General features: G+C 38.9%; 12 protein-coding genes. 4 read left to right on the top strand and 8 right to left on the bottom strand.

Annotation, left to right across the window (positions count from 1 at the left end; all coding sequences use genetic code 11):
- The first annotated feature begins 258 nt into the window (after positions 1–258).
- Positions 259–2,397, top strand: a complete 2,139-nt coding sequence (locus tag IEX65_RS15020) for a SurA N-terminal domain-containing protein (RefSeq protein ID WP_188766900.1) — start codon at positions 259–261, stop codon at positions 2,395–2,397.
- A gap of 202 nt (positions 2,398–2,599) precedes the next feature.
- Here the strand turns inward: IEX65_RS15020 and IEX65_RS15015 are convergent, their stop codons facing one another.
- Positions 2,600–4,657 carry a kojibiose hydrolase gene (locus IEX65_RS15015; protein WP_188766899.1) on the bottom strand — a complete coding sequence of 686 codons (2,058 nt, stop codon included), beginning with the start codon at positions 4,655–4,657 and terminating at the stop codon, positions 2,600–2,602.
- A 128-nt stretch (positions 4,658–4,785) separates the two neighbouring features.
- Between IEX65_RS15015 and IEX65_RS15010 the strand changes: the two genes are divergently transcribed.
- Positions 4,786–5,649 (top strand): c-type cytochrome, encoded by an 864-nt coding sequence (locus tag IEX65_RS15010; protein WP_188766898.1) that lies wholly within the window; start codon positions 4,786–4,788, stop codon positions 5,647–5,649.
- A gap of 50 nt (positions 5,650–5,699) precedes the next feature.
- Here IEX65_RS15010 and IEX65_RS15005 read toward each other — a convergent pair whose 3' ends face one another.
- The 4 genes from IEX65_RS15005 to IEX65_RS14990 form a co-directional block, all read right to left on the bottom strand.
- The gene (locus IEX65_RS15005) at positions 5,700–7,262 is read right to left on the bottom strand and encodes a hypothetical protein (RefSeq protein ID WP_188766897.1); all 1,563 of its coding nucleotides are present in this window, start codon (positions 7,260–7,262) and stop codon (positions 5,700–5,702) included.
- 43 nt (positions 7,263–7,305) lie between these two features.
- The gene (locus IEX65_RS15000) at positions 7,306–7,857 is read right to left on the bottom strand and encodes an RNA polymerase sigma factor (protein ID WP_188766896.1); all 552 of its coding nucleotides are present in this window, start codon (positions 7,855–7,857) and stop codon (positions 7,306–7,308) included.
- A 172-nt stretch (positions 7,858–8,029) separates the two neighbouring features.
- Positions 8,030–8,755 carry a hypothetical protein gene (locus tag IEX65_RS14995; protein WP_188766895.1) on the bottom strand — a complete coding sequence of 242 codons (726 nt, stop codon included), beginning with the start codon at positions 8,753–8,755 and terminating at the stop codon, positions 8,030–8,032.
- 146 nt (positions 8,756–8,901) lie between these two features.
- Positions 8,902–10,569: a glutamine--tRNA ligase/YqeY domain fusion protein gene (locus tag IEX65_RS14990; RefSeq protein ID WP_188766894.1), complete on the bottom strand. Its 1,668-nt coding sequence runs from the start codon at positions 10,567–10,569 to the stop codon at positions 8,902–8,904.
- A 261-nt stretch (positions 10,570–10,830) separates the two neighbouring features.
- On the opposite strand from IEX65_RS14990, the gene IEX65_RS14985 reads away from it, so the two are divergent.
- Positions 10,831–11,673, top strand: a complete 843-nt coding sequence (locus tag IEX65_RS14985) for an N-acetylglucosamine kinase (RefSeq protein WP_188766893.1) — start codon at positions 10,831–10,833, stop codon at positions 11,671–11,673.
- Positions 11,674–11,697: 24 nt separating this feature from the next.
- Here the strand turns inward: IEX65_RS14985 and IEX65_RS14980 are convergent, their stop codons facing one another.
- The 3 genes from IEX65_RS14980 to IEX65_RS14970 form a co-directional block, all read right to left on the bottom strand.
- Entirely contained in the window at positions 11,698–13,755 is a 2,058-nt protein-coding gene (locus tag IEX65_RS14980) for a ComEA family DNA-binding protein (RefSeq protein WP_188766892.1), read from the bottom strand.
- Positions 13,756–13,867: 112 nt separating this feature from the next.
- Positions 13,868–15,118 carry an MFS transporter gene (locus IEX65_RS14975; protein WP_188766891.1) on the bottom strand — a complete coding sequence of 417 codons (1,251 nt, stop codon included), beginning with the start codon at positions 15,116–15,118 and terminating at the stop codon, positions 13,868–13,870.
- A gap of 262 nt (positions 15,119–15,380) precedes the next feature.
- Complete coding sequence (locus IEX65_RS14970; protein ID WP_188766890.1) at positions 15,381–16,742, bottom strand: deoxyguanosinetriphosphate triphosphohydrolase; 1,362 nt, start codon at positions 16,740–16,742, stop codon at positions 15,381–15,383.
- Between the two features lie 251 nt (positions 16,743–16,993).
- Between IEX65_RS14970 and hisH the strand changes: the two genes are divergently transcribed.
- The gene (hisH, locus tag IEX65_RS14965; protein ID WP_188766889.1) at positions 16,994–17,584 is read left to right on the top strand and encodes an imidazole glycerol phosphate synthase subunit HisH; all 591 of its coding nucleotides are present in this window, start codon (positions 16,994–16,996) and stop codon (positions 17,582–17,584) included.
- Positions 17,585–17,616 lie beyond the last annotated feature (32 nt).

Here is a 17,616-nt window from a genome sequence, read left to right as displayed (position 1 = left end):
CCACATAGATATTATCAAGCCCATGCCTCAAACGTGGGCTTTTTTTGGGCCTTTACCGAAGGTCTGACCTAAGTTTAAGAAACAAAAAGCGTTATTTGGCATAAAACTTGTTAAAATAAGCTAATATATCAATTGGATTTCCTTGATAATCTATATGAATCTGCTTATTTTTGCACCTCAATTTTTTTGAAAAAATTTAAAAAACAATAATCAGGCATTTAAACAGTCCTAAAAGTCCAGTAATAAATTAAAAAACAAATGGCTTTAATTAACAAAATTCGTGAACGTTCAGGTGTTGCAGTCGTAGTTATCGCAATTGCACTCATTTTATTCATTGTCGGAGGAGATTTATTCGGAGGAAATGGTAAAAGTGGCTTGTTTAGTAGTAATGATAATAAAATTGGTGAAATTGCAGGCACCAGTATTGATTACCAAGCATTTCAGGCAAAATTAGATGTGGCTCGTGCAAATTATGAGCAACAAGCTGGAAGAGCTTTGCAAGAACAAGAGATTCAGCAATTACGCAGCCAAGTTTGGGAACAAATGATTTTTGACATTACTTACAAAGCTGAATTCGAGAAACTCGGTTTGAAAGTTACGCCAGATGAGCTTCGTGAAATGGTACAAGGCACTAAAAACCTTAGTCCAATCATTAAGCAACAATTTACTGACCCACAAACAGGACAATATGACCGTAATCGTCATATTGAGTTTATCAATGCAGCTGCTGCAAATCAACTTCCTGCACAACAAAAAGCTGCTTGGGACCAAATTAAAGAGCAAGCGATTCAACAACGTTTGTTGGAGAAATACAACGCTCTACTTTCTGCTTCTTCGTTCGTAACAACTGCCGAAGCTAAAAGAGAATACGACGCACAAGCTAATAAAGCCGATGCTCGTTATTTGTATGTTCCATATACAAGTATCATTGACACGACTATCAAAGTTACTGATAGCCAATTGTCAGATTATTTGAGCAAACACAAAGAAGAATTCAAAGGTTACGATAGCCGCTCATTCGATTACGTAGTGTATCAAGTAATGCCTACAAAAGAAGATAGTGCTGCTTTATATGAAGATATTAAGAGTTTTGCTAAAGGTTTAGCTGCTGCTAAAGATGCAAAAGCTTATGCTGCTCTTAACTCTGATAGCCGTGTGCCTTATGAGCGTAGTGCCAACGAATTGACCCCAACTTTGAAAGCTGCTTTAGCTACTGCCATTCAAGGTGCAGTTATCGGGCCGTTCAAAGAAGACAATACTTACTCGATTTACAAATACGAAGGAACAACAACAGACTCTCTTTATTCAGCTCGTGCAAGTCATATCTTAATCCGTGCGGATAAAACAGCTCCAGATTCGGTAAAAGCTGCTGCTCGTGCAAAAGCACAAGACATCTTGAACCAATTGAATCAAGGTGCTGATTTTGCAACTTTGGCTCGTGCAAACAGCCAAGACGGTTCGGCTCAACAAGGTGGAGATTTAGGAACATTCAAAAACAACGGTACAATGGTAAAACCATTTGAATCGGCTGTATTTGCTATGAGTGGTGCTGGTTTAGTACCAAATGTTGTTGAGACAGACTTCGGTTATCACGTAATTAAAGTAACAGAAGGAAAAACTAACACTAAGTATAAAATTGCTACTATCAGCCGTGAGTTGCAAGCAAGTGAAAGCACAAGAAATGCTATCTACCAAAAAGCTGAAACATTACGTGCAAGTTGTAGCTCAAAAGAAGAATTTGAAGCTGCTGTGAAAAAAGATGGTAAATTGGTTATCTTGAAAGCTGATAAGATTTTCCCAGAAGCATCAACGTTCAATACTATCCAAAACGCACGTGAGGTTGTATTGTGGGCATTTAACGATGACACGAAAGTAGGTAAAGTTTCTGACCGTGTATTTGAAGTTGGTGATAACTTTATCATTGCGGCTGTAACTGCTAAAACAGAAAAAGATAGCCCTAAAGCTGACGACTTCAAAGATGCGATTACTGCTAAAGTTCGTAACGAAATCAAAGCTGAGCAAATCTTGAAAAAACTTGGAAACCCATCGGGTTCTTTAGAGCAAGTTGCTCAAAAATATGGTGCAGGTGCTTTAGTAGAAACTGCGTCAAACATCAACTTGGCAACAGGTATGTTGACATCTCCAGGTATTGACCCAGTAGCTGTTGGTAAAATCTTCAGTTTGCAAACAGGCAAACGTTCTAAGCCATTTGTTGGTGAAAACGGTGTATTTGTAGTTGAAACAACTAAACTTACAAAAGCTCCTGAAATTGCAGACTATACGCAATACAAAAACCAAGTTATGCAACGCAACGGTGGTTATGGGGTATCGTACATGGCTAACCAAGCAATTCGTGACAACGCAAATATCAAAGATAACAGAGCTAAATTCTTCTGATATATCTTAGAAAATAAAATTTAGAAAAGAGGAATATCGAAAGGTATTCCTCTTTTTGTGTAGTTATATATCAAATCGTAATATCTTTAACGTCGGCAAGGTTCAGAGCCTTGCCAACGTCGTTTCCTTTTGGATTTTGGTAGTAAAATAAAAACCTCAGCGTATTTAAACGCTGAGGTTTTCGAATCTTAACTAAATAATTTTACTTCACTACAAAAGTCTTTTTATCAACTCCAACACCTTTCAAAGTCAACGATTTCCATTGTTTTGGAAGTTTGGTTTTTAGTTGGATGATTCCTGCATCAGTAAAATCAAGTCCACCCCAGCCGTTGATGAGTGTTTGTAAATATCCACCCGCACCTGTCGAGAAGTATGGATTTGTTCCACCAGCCGTTTCGGCCAGAACTCCAAATGGTGGAACTTCGTTAGGTTTATAACTATCCATGTATTGTTTGTAGGCAGTTTCGGTATCTCCCAAACGAGCATTTAAGATAGAAAACACACCATGTGCCATTGCTGGGCTTTGTCCTTTTCTTCCTGGAAGATTATCGGCCAAAACTTTCCAATAGAAATCTAAATCTTTCTTGATAGTAGCTGGGTCAGTGATTTGTTTCATTGGGTAAGAGAGCAAATTTACATCGCCTTGTTTGATAGGCTCGCCGTTATAAGTAGCGTGTTCACGAGTTGTGCCATCTGGAAACTTCAAAATCACGATTCCTTCTTGAACTTCTTTCCATTTTGGATTTTCGGGAAGGCCGAGTTCTTTGGCTGCTTGATTGGCGTAGCCTAAAACCTCTTTTGCCATACCATTCGTATAAGCATTGTCATCAACGTTTTCTGCCCATTCGTCAGCACACACTACATTGATAATATGATACTTTCCATCGCTTCCTTTTTCCACTCGGCTTGTCCAAAAATCGGCCACTTCTTTTAGCATTGGGTATCCACGTTCTTTCAACCAATTTTTATCTTTCGTAACCTGATAATACTTCCAGAAAGCAAAACCAACATCGCCTGTGATATGGTGCTGAAATGGTCCCGTTAAAGCCCATACAGGCGTTGATTCCTGCCCCGAATCATCAGATTCCCACGGAAACATCGCTCCTTGATAGCCGTGTGCTTTGGCGTTGTATTTGGCAGCTTCCAAACGCTCAAAACGATATTCGAGCAATGATTTGGCCAACTCAGGTTTCATGGCCAATAGTGGAGGATACATCCAGATTTCGGTATCCCAAAATACGTGTCCGTTATATCCTAAGCCCGACAAACCCATTGGCGAAAGGCTATACGCTTGACCTTCACGACAAAACGAGTACAGGTTATACAATGAAAAACGTGCCGCACGTTGAGCTTCTTCATCACCTTCAATGATAATATCTGACTCCCAAAGTTTTGCCCATGCTTCTTTATGTTTTTTGAGTAAACGCTCACGTTTTTCGAGTGCCGCAAAGATTGTCAGACGCTCAGCTTCGTTATGTGGGTCGGTTACGTGGGCCGTCGAAATTACTGAACCAACCACCGAAAACTTATAGGTTTCGCCCGCTTTCAATTTTTTAGTAAACTTCATGCGGTGCATTCCGTTATCCCATTCTTCGTGAATCAATTGTGGCTCTTTTCCTCGCTCTTCTTCAAATAAAAAAGAATTTGATGCCGCAATCGTGTGTTTTCCCGTAGGTGTTTTTGCTACCGAAGTCATCAATGGAATCAATGAGTGAGGGCGGTCGATGGTATGAAAGAAATTCTTTACATCACGCAGCATATCGGGCGTTTGCATGATACTGATGGGTGTAAATTCGATATCCTGCTTAGCCGAAATCTCCATTTCAATCAATGCCGAATGTGGTAAATGGCGAAGTGCAAGTACATTTGACTTGATTGATGCCTTACTGCCCATATCAAAAGTGGTAGTAAAAATCGCATTTTGCATATCAATCGTTTGTACGAAATTGCTGACATTATTACGGTTAATTAGTTGATTATCAATAATTAACTCCATATTCGCAAATTCAAAAACTTTCATGATATTGGCCACACGTCCACGCCCGTAGGTATCAAATGTGCCATTTAGTACGATTTCTTTTACTTTGAGTGGGTCAGGCGACGAAGTGATTCCGACCATACCATTGGCTACTGTTACACCGTAATAATTGTTGGGGTCGAAGTTTTTTGCTGAGATTTGCCATTGTGCCGAAGTTGGTGCGATTACACTCATACATAGCAGCAGTGTGCAGATGTGCTGCCACAAATTTGTCTTTTTCATAGGTCAAGTTTTGTTTAATTGAGCATAAATATAGTATTTTTTTAGGTGTCGAAGAAAAATACACTATTTAAACAAAGATTTTAGCTAATTTTAACATCTAATCCATGACCGATTAAAAATAGAAATTTATGAAAAAAGTTATTGCATTTGCTTTATTATCAGCTTTCTACATTTCGTGTGATAGCTCACAAAAAAACTCCCATAAAGATTCACTACAAGTAGCTAAGATGGCTATTGAAGAAGCCCCAGCCAGCGATTCTCTAAGCATTGATTTATTAGATTTAAAGAAAAAAGGCTTACTTGAAAACACCCAAGTGGTGATGGTTAAGCCTGACCCCGTTTACCATAAAAATAAACGATTTAATGCTTTGTCATTGAAGGATATCTTTGAGAAATATTCTTTGATAAAAAGAATGAATGTGGCTGATTTAAAAGTGGTTTTTGAATGTGAAGATGGCTACAAGCCCGAAATGCCATTAGAAAAATTACTTTCGGCAAAAGCGTATTTGGCTGTAAGTGATGCCGATGCCCCGAAGGGTCGTGCATGGGAAATTCTCTTAAAAAATGGTCAAGAAACTAAGATGGAGCCTTTTTATGTGGTTTACGAAGGGGTTTCGGCAGAAGATGTAAGCTATAAATGGCCATATAACTTAGTAAAGATACACCTCGCTCCACTTCATGAAAACGATGCTGCCCTTAAACCCAAAGATGAGTCGGCATTGGCTGGTTATGAAATATTCAAAAATCGTTGCCAAACTTGCCATGCTATTAATAAAATTGGTGGAAAAATGGGGCCAGAACTCAATTATCCGAAAAGCGTAACGGAATATTGGAAAACCGATGATTTGAAAGCATTTATTCAAAATCCTGCCGCTTATAGAAACGACGTAAAAATGCCAACACTGGGTATAAAGCCCGAAGAAGCGACCGAAATTGTGAAGTATCTAAGCTATATGAGTAAAACCCCCATCGCTGCGGCGGACCGTCCCTAAAGGGGAGTAAAGTATAAAATCGTTTTTACTCTCCTTTGGGGGATAGGGGGTTAAAAACGATAATTCAAACCGTAATTTAACCCAAACATTTTCAGACGCATCTGCAAGGCAGTTGAGTTATTAATGCCCGAAAATAGCGAATGCTGATAAGAGCTACCCAGATTTAGCTGCCAGTGCTTGCTGATAAGATAACTTGCTCTTACGCCACCTAAACCGCTCAAGTTCAGTGGTTTGTAGATATTGTTCGAAGTATTAATAGTGCTTTTTTCTTGTAAAATACTATTATCGTTGATGATGGTATTCTGTAAGAAAATATCAGTCGAAACTCCAGCTAAGATATTTAATGCCACTTTTTTGGATAAGCCTATTTCGTAGCCGACTTGCATCGGAATCATCAAATATTCATAACGATTGGCAAATTGTGAAGCATCAGCCACAACCGTATTACTTTGGCTATTAGCAAACTGCATATCTTGATTAGCCGAATTTTGCAATAAATAATTTGCCAAGAAAGTATTTGCATAACCGTTTTGTTGGAAAGCATAAGTATTGCTATTGAGTGTAGAATTTCCTCGTAAATATCTAATTCCACTCTCAAAATTCAATTTCTTTGAGATTTTATAGCCCATCGCCACGCCTGTATTAATGCCGATTCCTGCTCTAATGGCATTTTGTGGCTGAGAAACCATGACGCTTCCATCTTTATCTCCAACTGATGGAGAAGCTCCAACTGAAGCCATGTTTGAGTTTTTGGCATAAGCATCGGCTTGTGCAAGTGCAATGGTATTTAGTCCGCCGAGTTTCATGTTGGGGTCAAAAGGCGAAACGCCTGATTGAACACCTACCCAAAATTTAGAATCGTTTGATGCCACAATTGGAGCTTCGGTTGCATCACCTTCAAACACCAATTTATTTCGCTTCAGTGTGTAACGGCTTCCTAAGTATTTGTATTCATGATATTTCAATAGAGCTAAATCTACAATAGCTTTATTGTCATTTTGAGCTAATGAAATACTCGTATTTGTTTGATTATCAGCTTTTTTTGTATTAAAACTACCTAATGCTTGATTGTTAGTTGGTGGCGTGTCAGCCACCATATTACCTACGTTATCGCTTGCAAAGCTTGCAGCGGCTAAGGTTGGTAATTGGCTGTTTTGTGTAGATTTTTTAGAGTCAGTAACACGGTTATTAATATCGTTTTTGGCCAAAGCGAGTGTTTGCTTTGTGCCATTATTTTCGGTTGAAAGATTTGATTCTGTAAAACTTGGTGTTGCCGAAGCAAGATTATCGGTGTTTGCTTGAGCAGTATTTGCTTGGGAATTTGTGTTTTGAGATTTTGATGAAACCTTTGTAGTACTTCCACTAACAACAGCTAATGGTGTTTTCGATTCTTTTTGATTGAAAAATAGAATTCCTCCCAAAGCCAAAACTAAGGTTGCTGCTACGCCAGCCAGCATGGCTGACGGACGAAGGAAAAATAAGAATGGGCGACGTTTTTTGCGTTCTAAATCCTGCTCGATTCGCTCCCACATATCGCTTGGGGGAGCAAAAGAAGCATCATTAAATGCCTTTTGCCATTCTTCTTCAAAATTATTTGGCTTCTGTGAGTCCATTGGTTTCTACGAAAAACAGTTTCGTATCTTTTACTTAAATGATTTATTTCATGGCTTTGGGTGCTATTCCCATCGCTTTTAATTTTGCTTGTAATAAAGTTCTGGCCCTCGAATACTGCGATTTTGATGTTCCCTCGGTAACGCCCAGCATATTTGCAATTTCGTTGTGCTGATAACCTTCAATAGCATACAAGTTGAAAATTGTTCGGCAGCCATCGGGTAGGCTTTGTACTATTTCCATTAGTTGTGTAAACTCAAACCCAGAAAGCGTAAATTCATCTTGTTCAACTTCGTCAGAAATCAACTGACTATCAGTATGTTCCATGTAATTTGGCTGACTCTGTAATTGCTTCAAGGCCGTATTGACTACTATTTTTCTGAGCCAAGCTTCGAGCGGACAATCAAATCGGAAACTATCTATTTTCTGGTAAATCTTGATAAACGAATCTTGTAAAACATCTTCGGCATCGCTTCGATTTTTCATGTAACGCATAGCCGTAGCGAACAACTTACTCGCAAATCGCTCGTAAAGTTGCCGTTGGGCTGGTCGTTCTTGGCGAATACAAGCCTGTATTAATTCTTGTTCGCTATACATGAAAAGGGTATATGTTATGCTCCAACCTAATCGTTTTTTAAGGGTTGCTGTGAATAAGACCCCGTTTATTTTGAAATGGTTGGAAGTTGGTTGAAAATATTTTAATAACTATACAATTTAAGCAAAAAAAAGCCCCTCAAAAAACTGAGAGGCTAATTCTTACTGATGTTTTTTACTTCATAAGGTATTCTGGAGCAATTTTATCATTGAAAATAACCGAAGTTGTTACTTTCAAGTTTCTTTTATCAATGCTGCTCAAATACGTCGATTCGGTCGGGAATTTTACACCGTAGGCAGTATCAGCATATTTTGTGTAATCTTCCGTAATTACCTCACCAGTATTTAAAGTAAGTTTTTTTCTTGCTAAAAGCCCAGTTGTTTCATCAAAATAGAGATTATATTTGATGCCTTTTCCGCTTAATTCAACTTGTATAACTTTCGCTCCGTTGAGGGTTTCGCTTCCTACTACGGTTGCAATATAGCCTTTAGTTTGGTAATCGATAAAAGGTAAAACATTTTCCTTTAACTCTCTACGCATATTTTCTTGTTCTTTGTCGCTCAAGCTGTTGGTTTCGTATTGAGTTGCTTTGTCTGAGCTACCAAGTGGCACTTTTCTCCAGCCTTCTGTTCCTTTTACACCATAAATGAAAGTACGTTTCAAGATGGTTTTTGCTTTATAAAGTGCGGCTTCGCTGAAAGAGCCTTTTAGCTCCATATCATAATCAGCTGCTGAATTGCCTCGAAATGCTTGCTTGATAGAATAAGTTGAAATGCCATCCCAAAGCTCTTTTCCGCCCGTTGCTTCTATATGTTTGCTGAAAATTTCATCGGCTGTTTGGGCAAACGTACTAAGGCTAATGAATATAAAAGCGAAGATTTTTATTGCTGTGTTTTTCATCGTAAGGATTTCTATTTGTTGTGACTAATAACGTTTTTTTTAGAGAAATTGTATAATTGAGGCCGAAAATATCTTTCATAAACTAAGAAACCTGCAAAGCCACGAGTATTAGACTTTGCAGGTTTCGGATAGTTTAATCTGAAATATTATTTGCCCGCTTCTTTAGCCCAAGTATCTTTCAAACCAACTGTTTTGTTGAAAACCAATTTGTCAGTGGTTGAATCTGGGTCTAAGCAGAAATATCCTTTACGCAAAAACTGATACGGTGTGCCGAGCGTTGCATTTTTGAGTGCAGGCTCAACTTTTGCCGTTATCACTTGCAACGACTCTGGATTGAGATATTCTTTAAAATCGCCATCTTCACGACTTGGGTCTTCTACCTTAAATAATCGGTCGTAGAGTCTTACTTCAGCATCAACGGCTTGTGCTTCTGATACCCAGTGAATTGTTCCTTTTACATTAATGCCCGAAGTATCGTTTCCGCTTCGTGAATTTTCGATGTATGAGCAGTGAAGTTCAATGATTTCGCCGTTTTCATCTTTTACTACATCATCACACTTAATAATATAGGCGTGTTTCAGACGAACCATTAAGCCAGGCCCCAAACGGAAGTATTTTTTCGTTGGATTTTCCATGAAATCTTCTTTTTCAATCAAAATTTCACGGCTAAATGGCATAATTCTCGAACCACTTTCGTGGTCTTCGGGATTATTTTCGGCAGTCAATTCCTCAACTTTTCCTTCAGGATAGTTCGTAATCACTACTTTGATTGGGTCAAGTACGGCCATCACACGAGTAGCTACTTTATTGAGGTGTTCACGAACACAGAATTCTAATAAACTTACATCAATCAAATTATCACGTTTGGCAATACCGATACGGTCGCAGAACTCACGAATCGCTTCGGGCGTGTATCCACGACGACGCATTCCCGAAATTGTAGGCATACGTGGGTCGTCCCAACCTGTTACGAAGTTTTCGTTGACGAGTTGTAATAATTTACGCTTACTGGTAATGGCGTAAGAAAGATTCAAACGAGCAAATTCGTATTGCTTTGAAGGGAAAATCTCCAAACTTTCGATACACCAATCATAAAGCTCACGGTGAGGAACAAACTCTAAAGTACAGATTGAATGCGTAATTTGCTCAATCGAATCAGACTGACCGTGTGCAAAATCATACATCGGATAAATACACCATTTATCTCCTGTACGGTGATGCGTGGCAAATTTTATGCGATAAATGATAGGGTCACGCATGAGCATATTTGTAGAGGCCATATTGATTTTGGCTCTCAAAACTCTTGTTCCTTCGGCAAATTCGCCGTTTTTCATACGCACAAACAAATCAAGATTTTCTTCGATTGTTCGTTCACGGTAGGGACTATTGATACCCGCAACGGTTGGTGTACCTTTCATGGCCGCCATTTCTTCCGATGTACTATCATCGACATAAGCCAAGCCTTTTTTGATAAGTTTTATGGCAAATTCGTAAAGTTGGTCGAAATAATCAGAAGCATATAGTTCCTCAGCCCAATCGAAACCGAGCCATTTTACATCGGCCTTGATAGACTCAACGTATTCTGTTTCTTCGGTTACTGGGTTTGTATCATCAAATCGAAGGTTTGTTTTTCCACCGTATCGCTGGGCAACTCCAAAATTCAAACAGATAGATTTAGCATGACCAATGTGCAAGTAGCCGTTTGGCTCAGGAGGGAAACGGGTCAAAACTCGACCATCATTTTTGCCTGCTGCGAGGTCATCTTCGATAATTTGTTCAATAAAATTTAATGGTTTTTCAGTCGCTTCTGCCATGATTCTGTAAGTGGTGATGTTGCTATGTTGCGAATTTAACTATTTTTTAAGTTTAAAGTTGGGAAGTATCCATTTAACGCAAGAATTTATTGAATTAATGAAATAAAAAATTAAAAATGTTATGTTTTCATGTAGGACAAGTTTCTAACTTGTCAAAATCAGGGAATGAGCTAAAAACTATTTCTACGCACTGACAGGTTGCAAACCTGTCCTACATTTCTGATATTTACGACCTAAATCATCAACAAAACAATATTCTACATGATTCTGATTGCAGATAGCGGCTCAACCAAAACCGATTGGCGAATTTTAGACCAAAATGAAGTAATTGCCCAAACTCAAACCGTAGGTTTCAACCCATATTACCAAGATGCCGATTCGATTGCCAACGAATTAAAAGTTAATCTTTTGCCGCTCTGCACGAAGGAAGTAACACAAGTTTTTTATTATGGAACAGGTGTAACCAATGAAGAAAAAGCGGGGGTAATTAAGGAAGCTATTTTGAAAGTTTTTCCAACTTGCAAACAAATCGAAGCTCAAAGCGATGTGGTCGGTGCAGCACGTGCAGCGTGCGGAAAAACAGCGGGTATTGCTTGTATTTTGGGTACGGGTTCAAATTCCATTTATTTTGATGGTGAAAAAACGAGTTTTCAAGTGCCACCATTGGGTTTTTGGTTAGGTGATGAAGGCAGTGGTGGCCATTTGGGCAAAAGCCTATTGTTGAGCTATTTACACAAAGAAATGCCTCTCGAAATCGGAACAAAGTTTGAAACACAATACGGAGCAATGGATAGACTGACAGTTCTCGAAAATGCTTATCACAAACCTTTTCCGAATCGTTATTTTGCTTCGTTTTCAAGGTTTTTGTTTGATAATCTTAATGAGGATTTTTGCAGCAATTTAGTAGAAAATTGCTTCCTGCAATTCTTTCAAAAATACATTCTGAAATACCCAATGTGCCACGAAACCAACATGAATTTTGTGGGTTCGGTGGCTTTTTACTATAAAGAATTATTGACAAAAGTAGCTAATAGTCAAGGCATTAAAATTGGAAGGATATTAGAAACCCCAATTAGTGGTTTAGTAGAATTTCATCAGAAGTAGCACAATTTTATAAATTGTATCGTACTAAAACGAATACCTAATCTGTGCTTTCACTTCGCTGCGGTGCGGGGAATTGATTAAATCCGTCCCACTTCCAATTGTGCTTACATTACTGAGTTGTGTACGAGCATAACGTACCCACAAATCAAGATTTCGAGTGAGGCCATAACGAGCAATCAGATACGTACGAATGCCCTTGCCCGAATACGCTGGCAACGAAACTGCATAAAGCACATCATTTTCGTAGACATAGATTCTGGAATCATAATCATCTGTATTATAATAAGCAATTCTGCCTTTGAGTTGTAGTTTTCGTATTGAGCCTTCGAGGTCTTGCATAATTGCATAACCTTTTGATTGTGAGCGAGTTTCGTATTGATAAGTATTCAACTGCACACGGGTTTGGGTCTTGAAAACTCGATTAACCGAATATTCAAAATTTGCCAGAATACTTTGTCGCATTACGTTTACGACAACATCAGTCACAGACGCATTGTTCGGAAGATTTTTACCTTTGTGTTCTTCGTGATATTGCACATAAAACAAGGCTTTTTTATTTGGCTGATAAGTCATTCGGAGTAAATAATCGAAACCACCCGAAGGAGCATCGACCAAATATCTGAGCCACGGAAACTGAAAACGGTCATAGAAAGCACTGAAGGTCAAGCTTTTCTTTGGGGAATATTTCAGTCCCCAGTATATGCCTCGCTCGTTAATATTTCTGCTTCCTTCACTCAGCCCGTTGGCATAAAAACTATGAAAATTTTTATCGAAATTTCTGACATTTACTGCCCATTCAACTTGTCGACTAAGGGCTGCTACAAAACCACCAATCGCTCCGATTCCACCACTACTTGAGCGAGCCGCTTCGCCAAAGAAATTGAAGTTTTGCCAAGTATAAGTAAAGTTTGTGCCGATAACCAAGTTTTGTTTCCCAGAAAACTCAAATTTATTATACAAAGTCGGACTCCGTTGAAGCGTAGCGTCAAATTGAGTGTTGAGTAAAGTTGCTCCAATTTGCCCATTTCTGAACGAAAAAGTAGCATTTACGCCAATATTTTGCTCAGTTAATTGATTTTTTCGAGCCAATTCGGTTTCGGTTCGGTGGTAGCCTCCTGTTAAGACCGAGCTGAAATAATCTTCTCGTTCGCCACTATCATCGCTGATGTTGGCATCTCGTTTGGTGTATGAATAAAATCCTGTTAAGTCGATTTTGCCAAATTGATAAGTGGCGGCTGTTCCTCTAAAATAGCCTCCTTCGAGCAACGAACCGTAAGGACGAACTCCCAAATTGCTGCGACGAGTGGTAGCAATTGCTTCGCTACTTTTTCCCAACGAAAAACCTGCTGACATGATTAAGCCCTGCCCGAATTGTGCTTGATAATCGCCCAAAACTAAGTTTTTGAGTTTACCTTTATTACGAAGTTGAAAATGAAATGTGTAGAAATCGAGGTAGTTTTTTTCGCCAGCGTCTTTTTCTACAATAAAACCTACTTGAAAGTCTTTCGGGTGGCTCAGGCGATAGCGGGCGTAGAGATGTTGTGGCGAACCAAGGTATTTTCCTTCTTCAAAACCCCTTGATTTTTCTAAAACTTGGCTATTTCGCAATACAAAATAATGGTCAGTAGCATTAGTTAGTCGATTTTTTAAATCTCCGACCGAAAACTTATACTTTATATCAACAAAAGGCAGCAGTTTATTGATTGTCTCTAAATCAAGATTCTGTACGGCTTGGAGTTCGTAAATACTCAGAAAATCACCATTTTGCTCTCGATGGTCGAGGATACTTTTTATTTGAATCTGCGAAAGTACATAAAGCGAAGCTAAATCTTCGGCAGTGGTTGTGTTTAGATTAAGTGGGTTTTGATAAAGCTGATAAAGCGATTCGTAGAGGTCTTCGTAATTAATGTTTTCTTGCTGAACAGGAAAAACTCGCTGAATAAATTCATCTAAATTAATATCCGTTCGTGGTCGATTTTGGGCGAAAGATATAGTTTCTGAAAAAACAAAAAACGCCAACAAAGCAATTTTGATGGATTTATTCTTAAAAAAATCATTTACAACAGCTAAAAGTCGAATCATGCAAATAGGTTTTCGTCTTAGCAAATGTAAAATTTTGTTTTCAAGCTACCAATAGTTGCAAAAAAATCTTTAAATATCTGTTGACTGCGGACAGTTAACTATGGACTTCTAACTATGCTTTCTTCTCCAATTTCACATCAAAGAGGTCGCCCGAACGGAAGAAAATGATAGTCGCAAAAACGAGTGTCATCACGCCACCAAAAAGCACTGAAGGTACAGCTCCCAAAAGCTTTGCCGCTACACCAGATTCAAAAGCACCGAGTTCGTTTGAGCAGCTCACAAAAATACCGTTTACGCCACTCACACGCCCACGCATTTCGTCGGGCGGAAGCACTTGCAAGATGGTCTGACGCACAATTACACTGATACTATCGAAAGCCCCAGTTAAGAATAAAGCTCCTGCCGACAGCCAAAAATTGGTAGAAAGTGCAAAAACTATCGTTGCTACTCCAAAACCAGCTACGCCGATGAGCATATTTCGCCATGCTTGGCGAGTTGGTGGGAAGTAGGCTGTTCCGAGCATTGTTAGTACTGCTCCAACGCCTGGAGCTGCTCTTAAAATGCCTAATCCCTCAGCTCCGACGTGCAACACATCTTTGGCAAAAACTGGCAAAATAGCAATCACTCCGCCAAAAAGCACCGAAAACATATCAAGTAAAATGGCATAAAATAAGATTCGGTTTTTACGCACAAAGTCGATTCCTTCTTTCAAACTCTGGAAGACATTTTGATGAGTAGCCGACTGCTGAATAGGTTTTTTAGAAATCAAGCTCACCAAAACAAAAGCAATGGCAAATAAAACTATTACCAAAATAAGTGTATTGGTCAGGCCCAACCAACTATATAAAAAACCAGCCGATGCTGGCCCCAAAATCATACCCGATTGCCAAAACTGACTGCTCCACGAAGCAGAGTTAGGATAGTGTTCGGCTGGAACCAAAAAAGGTTTGAGCGAAGACCACGATGGACCATAAAACCCACGAGCAATGCCCAATATAAAAACAGTTAGATAGACAACAAATTTGATTTGAGAGACATCAAACGAATGATTGGCCGACGGATAAGTAACCCAAAGTAGCAGGAACGAACACAGCACAATTACGCCATAACAAATCTGAATGATGCGTTTTTTATCGCCTCGGTCGGCAAAATATCCACCAAAAAGTGCCAAAGAAATATACGGAATTGCTTCAAAAAGTCCGATTAAACCCAAAGAAAGTGGGTCGTGGGTGATTTCGTACAAATAAAAACTTATAACAACTTCTTGTACCAAAACTGCAACCGTAAACAGAAACTGAGCCGAGATGAAATATCTAAATTCGGGAAAACGGAGGGCTGCGTAAGGGTCTTTGGTTTGCTTCATTGATTTCAAAAAATAGCTCCTCTCCTGCGGGAGAGGCGGGGGTGAGGGTACTTAATGTAAAAACAACAGTTTTTTTCGGTTTTGAAGTTCCTTAATTTCTTAAATTGGCGAACTAAGGGTGGCATAGCTAATGAATATTGAAGATTAAAGATTACAAATTATAGATTTATGATGAATTTTCTAAAATCAACAATCTTCTATCCTTAATCGCACGGGCGACCCCGCTTCAATTTTTTTAATGAGCCAAATATCTCAGACTACCTTACAACTGCGGAATCTGAATCCCTGTAATTTTTCGATAAAGGTCAATGGCAAACAAATCGGTCATTCCCGATATAAAATCAACTACCGCAAGGATATTCTGATAAACATCTCCGCCTTTCGTAATACCATATTGACTCGGAATCAACTGCAATAATTTTCTTGATTTGGCAGTTTCCGGCTGCAAAACCGCCGAAACAAACTCTTTCAGCAATCCACCAATGATATGATAACCTGCAATTTCGATTTCAATGACTGACTTGTCGTTATAAATTTTCTTGACAGAAATTTCGTCGATTTTTTTGATTAAAGAGGTGGTTTTTTCATCTAAAAGGTCAATCAAAGGCTTATTGAGCGAGCCGTCGAGTAGTTGGGCTTCATATTCAAAGAAAATTTCGGTGCATTTTCCTACCAATTTCCCGATGAGCATTGCTCGCAGAAAAGAAAGTTTCTGCTTATCGTCTTCAATCGTATCAACTTTTTCTTTGATAGACTTTTTACCTTCTTGGTTTTCAAAGAAAGGTTCGAGCAAATCTCTTGCTTCTTGAATCGAAATAATATTTAGTCGGTGAGCATCTTCGAGGTCGATGATTCGGTAACAAATGTCATCGGCCGCCTCTACCAAAAACACAAAAGGATGACGAGCAAAAACTGTTTTCTCTTCATTCAAAGCATTGATATTCAGCTCGGTAGCAATGCGTTGATAAAACTCACTTTCGGCATCAAAAAAGCCCGATTTCTTTGCCGAAATAAAACTTTTCTTCTTAAAACCACTCGTCGAATCGGCAGGATATTTAATGATTGAGGCCAAAGTTGCGTAAGTTAGATTCAGATTACTTTGATTGAAAATCGTTGTCAGAATCCTAAACGCATTGGCATTTCCCTCAAACCATTTGAAATCGTTGAATTGGTTTTCGGTCAGATTCTCAGTCAGAAATTTGAGTTTTTCACCCTCCAGTTCTCTAAAATAAGTACGAATCGCTTCTTCGCCTGAATGTCCGAAAGGAGGATTACCAATATCGTGAGCAATACAGGCCGTCATGACCACCGCCGAAAGCTCAAATTTATAAAATTCAATAGCTTCTTGATTCAGCTCATTTTCATATTTTGCCACAATTCTTTCTCCAATTGCTTTACCGAGCGAACGTCCAACCGAAGCAACCTCCAAGCTGTGAGTCAAGCGGTTATGCACAAAAACTGCCCCAGGTAATGGAAAAACTTGAGTCTTATTTTGTAAGCGGCGAAACTGCGACGAAAAAATCAATCGGTCGTAATCTCGCATATAGTCAGTGCGGAAATGTTCGTGGGCGTTGCGGTGTTCGGCACCGAGTCGTTTATTAGAAAAAAGAGTCAGCCAATTCATTTTTGGGGTGGTGAAATTTCGCTGCAAGATAACTAATGCCTCAATGATAGGATGATAGAATGATAGAATATTTTAAATTATTGATAAATAATTAAATTAAAACAAGATAAAATATTGCTTTTTTAATAAAAGTAGAGTTTTATCTACTGATAAGTTTAGATTTGTAAAATGTTAAGAAAGTGTGGAATTGACTTAATATTCAGCTCCACTGCGGCACTCATCCAATCATTCACTCATTCACTCATTCAATTTTGAAAGTCGTAATTATCAAATATAACGCAGGCAACGTACAGTCGGTCATGTATGCCCTTGAGCGTATCGGTGCAAGCTATGAGCTTTCTGATAATGCCGAAGTGATTCGCTCTGCCGAACGAATTATTTTCCCAGGTGTAGGCGAAGCTTCAACCGCCATGAAAAGCTTGAGAGAAAATGGTCTCGATAAAGTGATTCCAACGCTCAAACAACCATTTTTGGGAACTTGCGTCGGAATGCAACTTCTCTGCCAATCATCGGAAGAAAATAACACTGAATGTTTGGGAGTTTTTGATATTCCAATCTTAAAATTTCCGAGAGTAAAAGGATTTAAAGTCCCACAGACTGGTTGGAATAACATTGTAGCCGAGCAGCCAAATCCGCTTTTGAAAGGTTTGCGTGAAAGTGAATATGTCTATTATAACCACGGATATTATGCTCCGCTTTGCGATTATACAGTAGCCAAAACGGATTATATTTTGGAATATTCGGCGATGTTACAGCGAGATAATTTCTTTGCGGCACAATTTCACTCCGAAATCAGCGGTGATGTAGGCGAACAGATTTTTAAGAATTTCTTGGAGATTTGATAGACGGTATGTTTTATGAGAAAAAGTTTATC

The organism is Emticicia aquatilis (assembly GCF_014644295.1).
Classification (GTDB): domain Bacteria; phylum Bacteroidota; class Bacteroidia; order Cytophagales; family Spirosomataceae; genus Emticicia; species Emticicia aquatilis.
This window is presented reverse-complemented; position numbering and strand designations above follow the sequence as displayed.

Bases quoted from the DNA above. Each gene is read 5' to 3' on its own strand.
- IEX65_RS14990 (WP_188766894.1), bottom strand. From the start codon at position 10,569: ATGGCAGAAGCGACTGAAAAACCATTAAATTTTATTGAACAAATTATC.
- IEX65_RS14970 (WP_188766890.1), bottom strand. From the start codon at position 16,742: ATGAATTGGCTGACTCTTTTTTCTAATAAACGACTCGGTGCCGAACAC.
- IEX65_RS14985 (WP_188766893.1), top strand. From the start codon at position 10,831: ATGATTCTGATTGCAGATAGCGGCTCAACCAAAACCGATTGGCGAATT.
- IEX65_RS15020 (WP_188766900.1), top strand. From the start codon at position 259: ATGGCTTTAATTAACAAAATTCGTGAACGTTCAGGTGTTGCAGTCGTA.
- IEX65_RS15000 (WP_188766896.1), bottom strand. From the start codon at position 7,857: ATGTATAGCGAACAAGAATTAATACAGGCTTGTATTCGCCAAGAACGA.
- IEX65_RS15005 (WP_188766897.1), bottom strand. From the start codon at position 7,262: ATGGACTCACAGAAGCCAAATAATTTTGAAGAAGAATGGCAAAAGGCA.
- IEX65_RS15015 (WP_188766899.1), bottom strand. From the start codon at position 4,657: ATGAAAAAGACAAATTTGTGGCAGCACATCTGCACACTGCTGCTATGT.
- IEX65_RS14980 (WP_188766892.1), bottom strand. From the start codon at position 13,755: ATGATTCGACTTTTAGCTGTTGTAAATGATTTTTTTAAGAATAAATCC.
- IEX65_RS14975 (WP_188766891.1), bottom strand. From the start codon at position 15,118: ATGAAGCAAACCAAAGACCCTTACGCAGCCCTCCGTTTTCCCGAATTT.
- IEX65_RS14995 (WP_188766895.1), bottom strand. From the start codon at position 8,755: ATGAAAAACACAGCAATAAAAATCTTCGCTTTTATATTCATTAGCCTT.
- IEX65_RS15010 (WP_188766898.1), top strand. From the start codon at position 4,786: ATGAAAAAAGTTATTGCATTTGCTTTATTATCAGCTTTCTACATTTCG.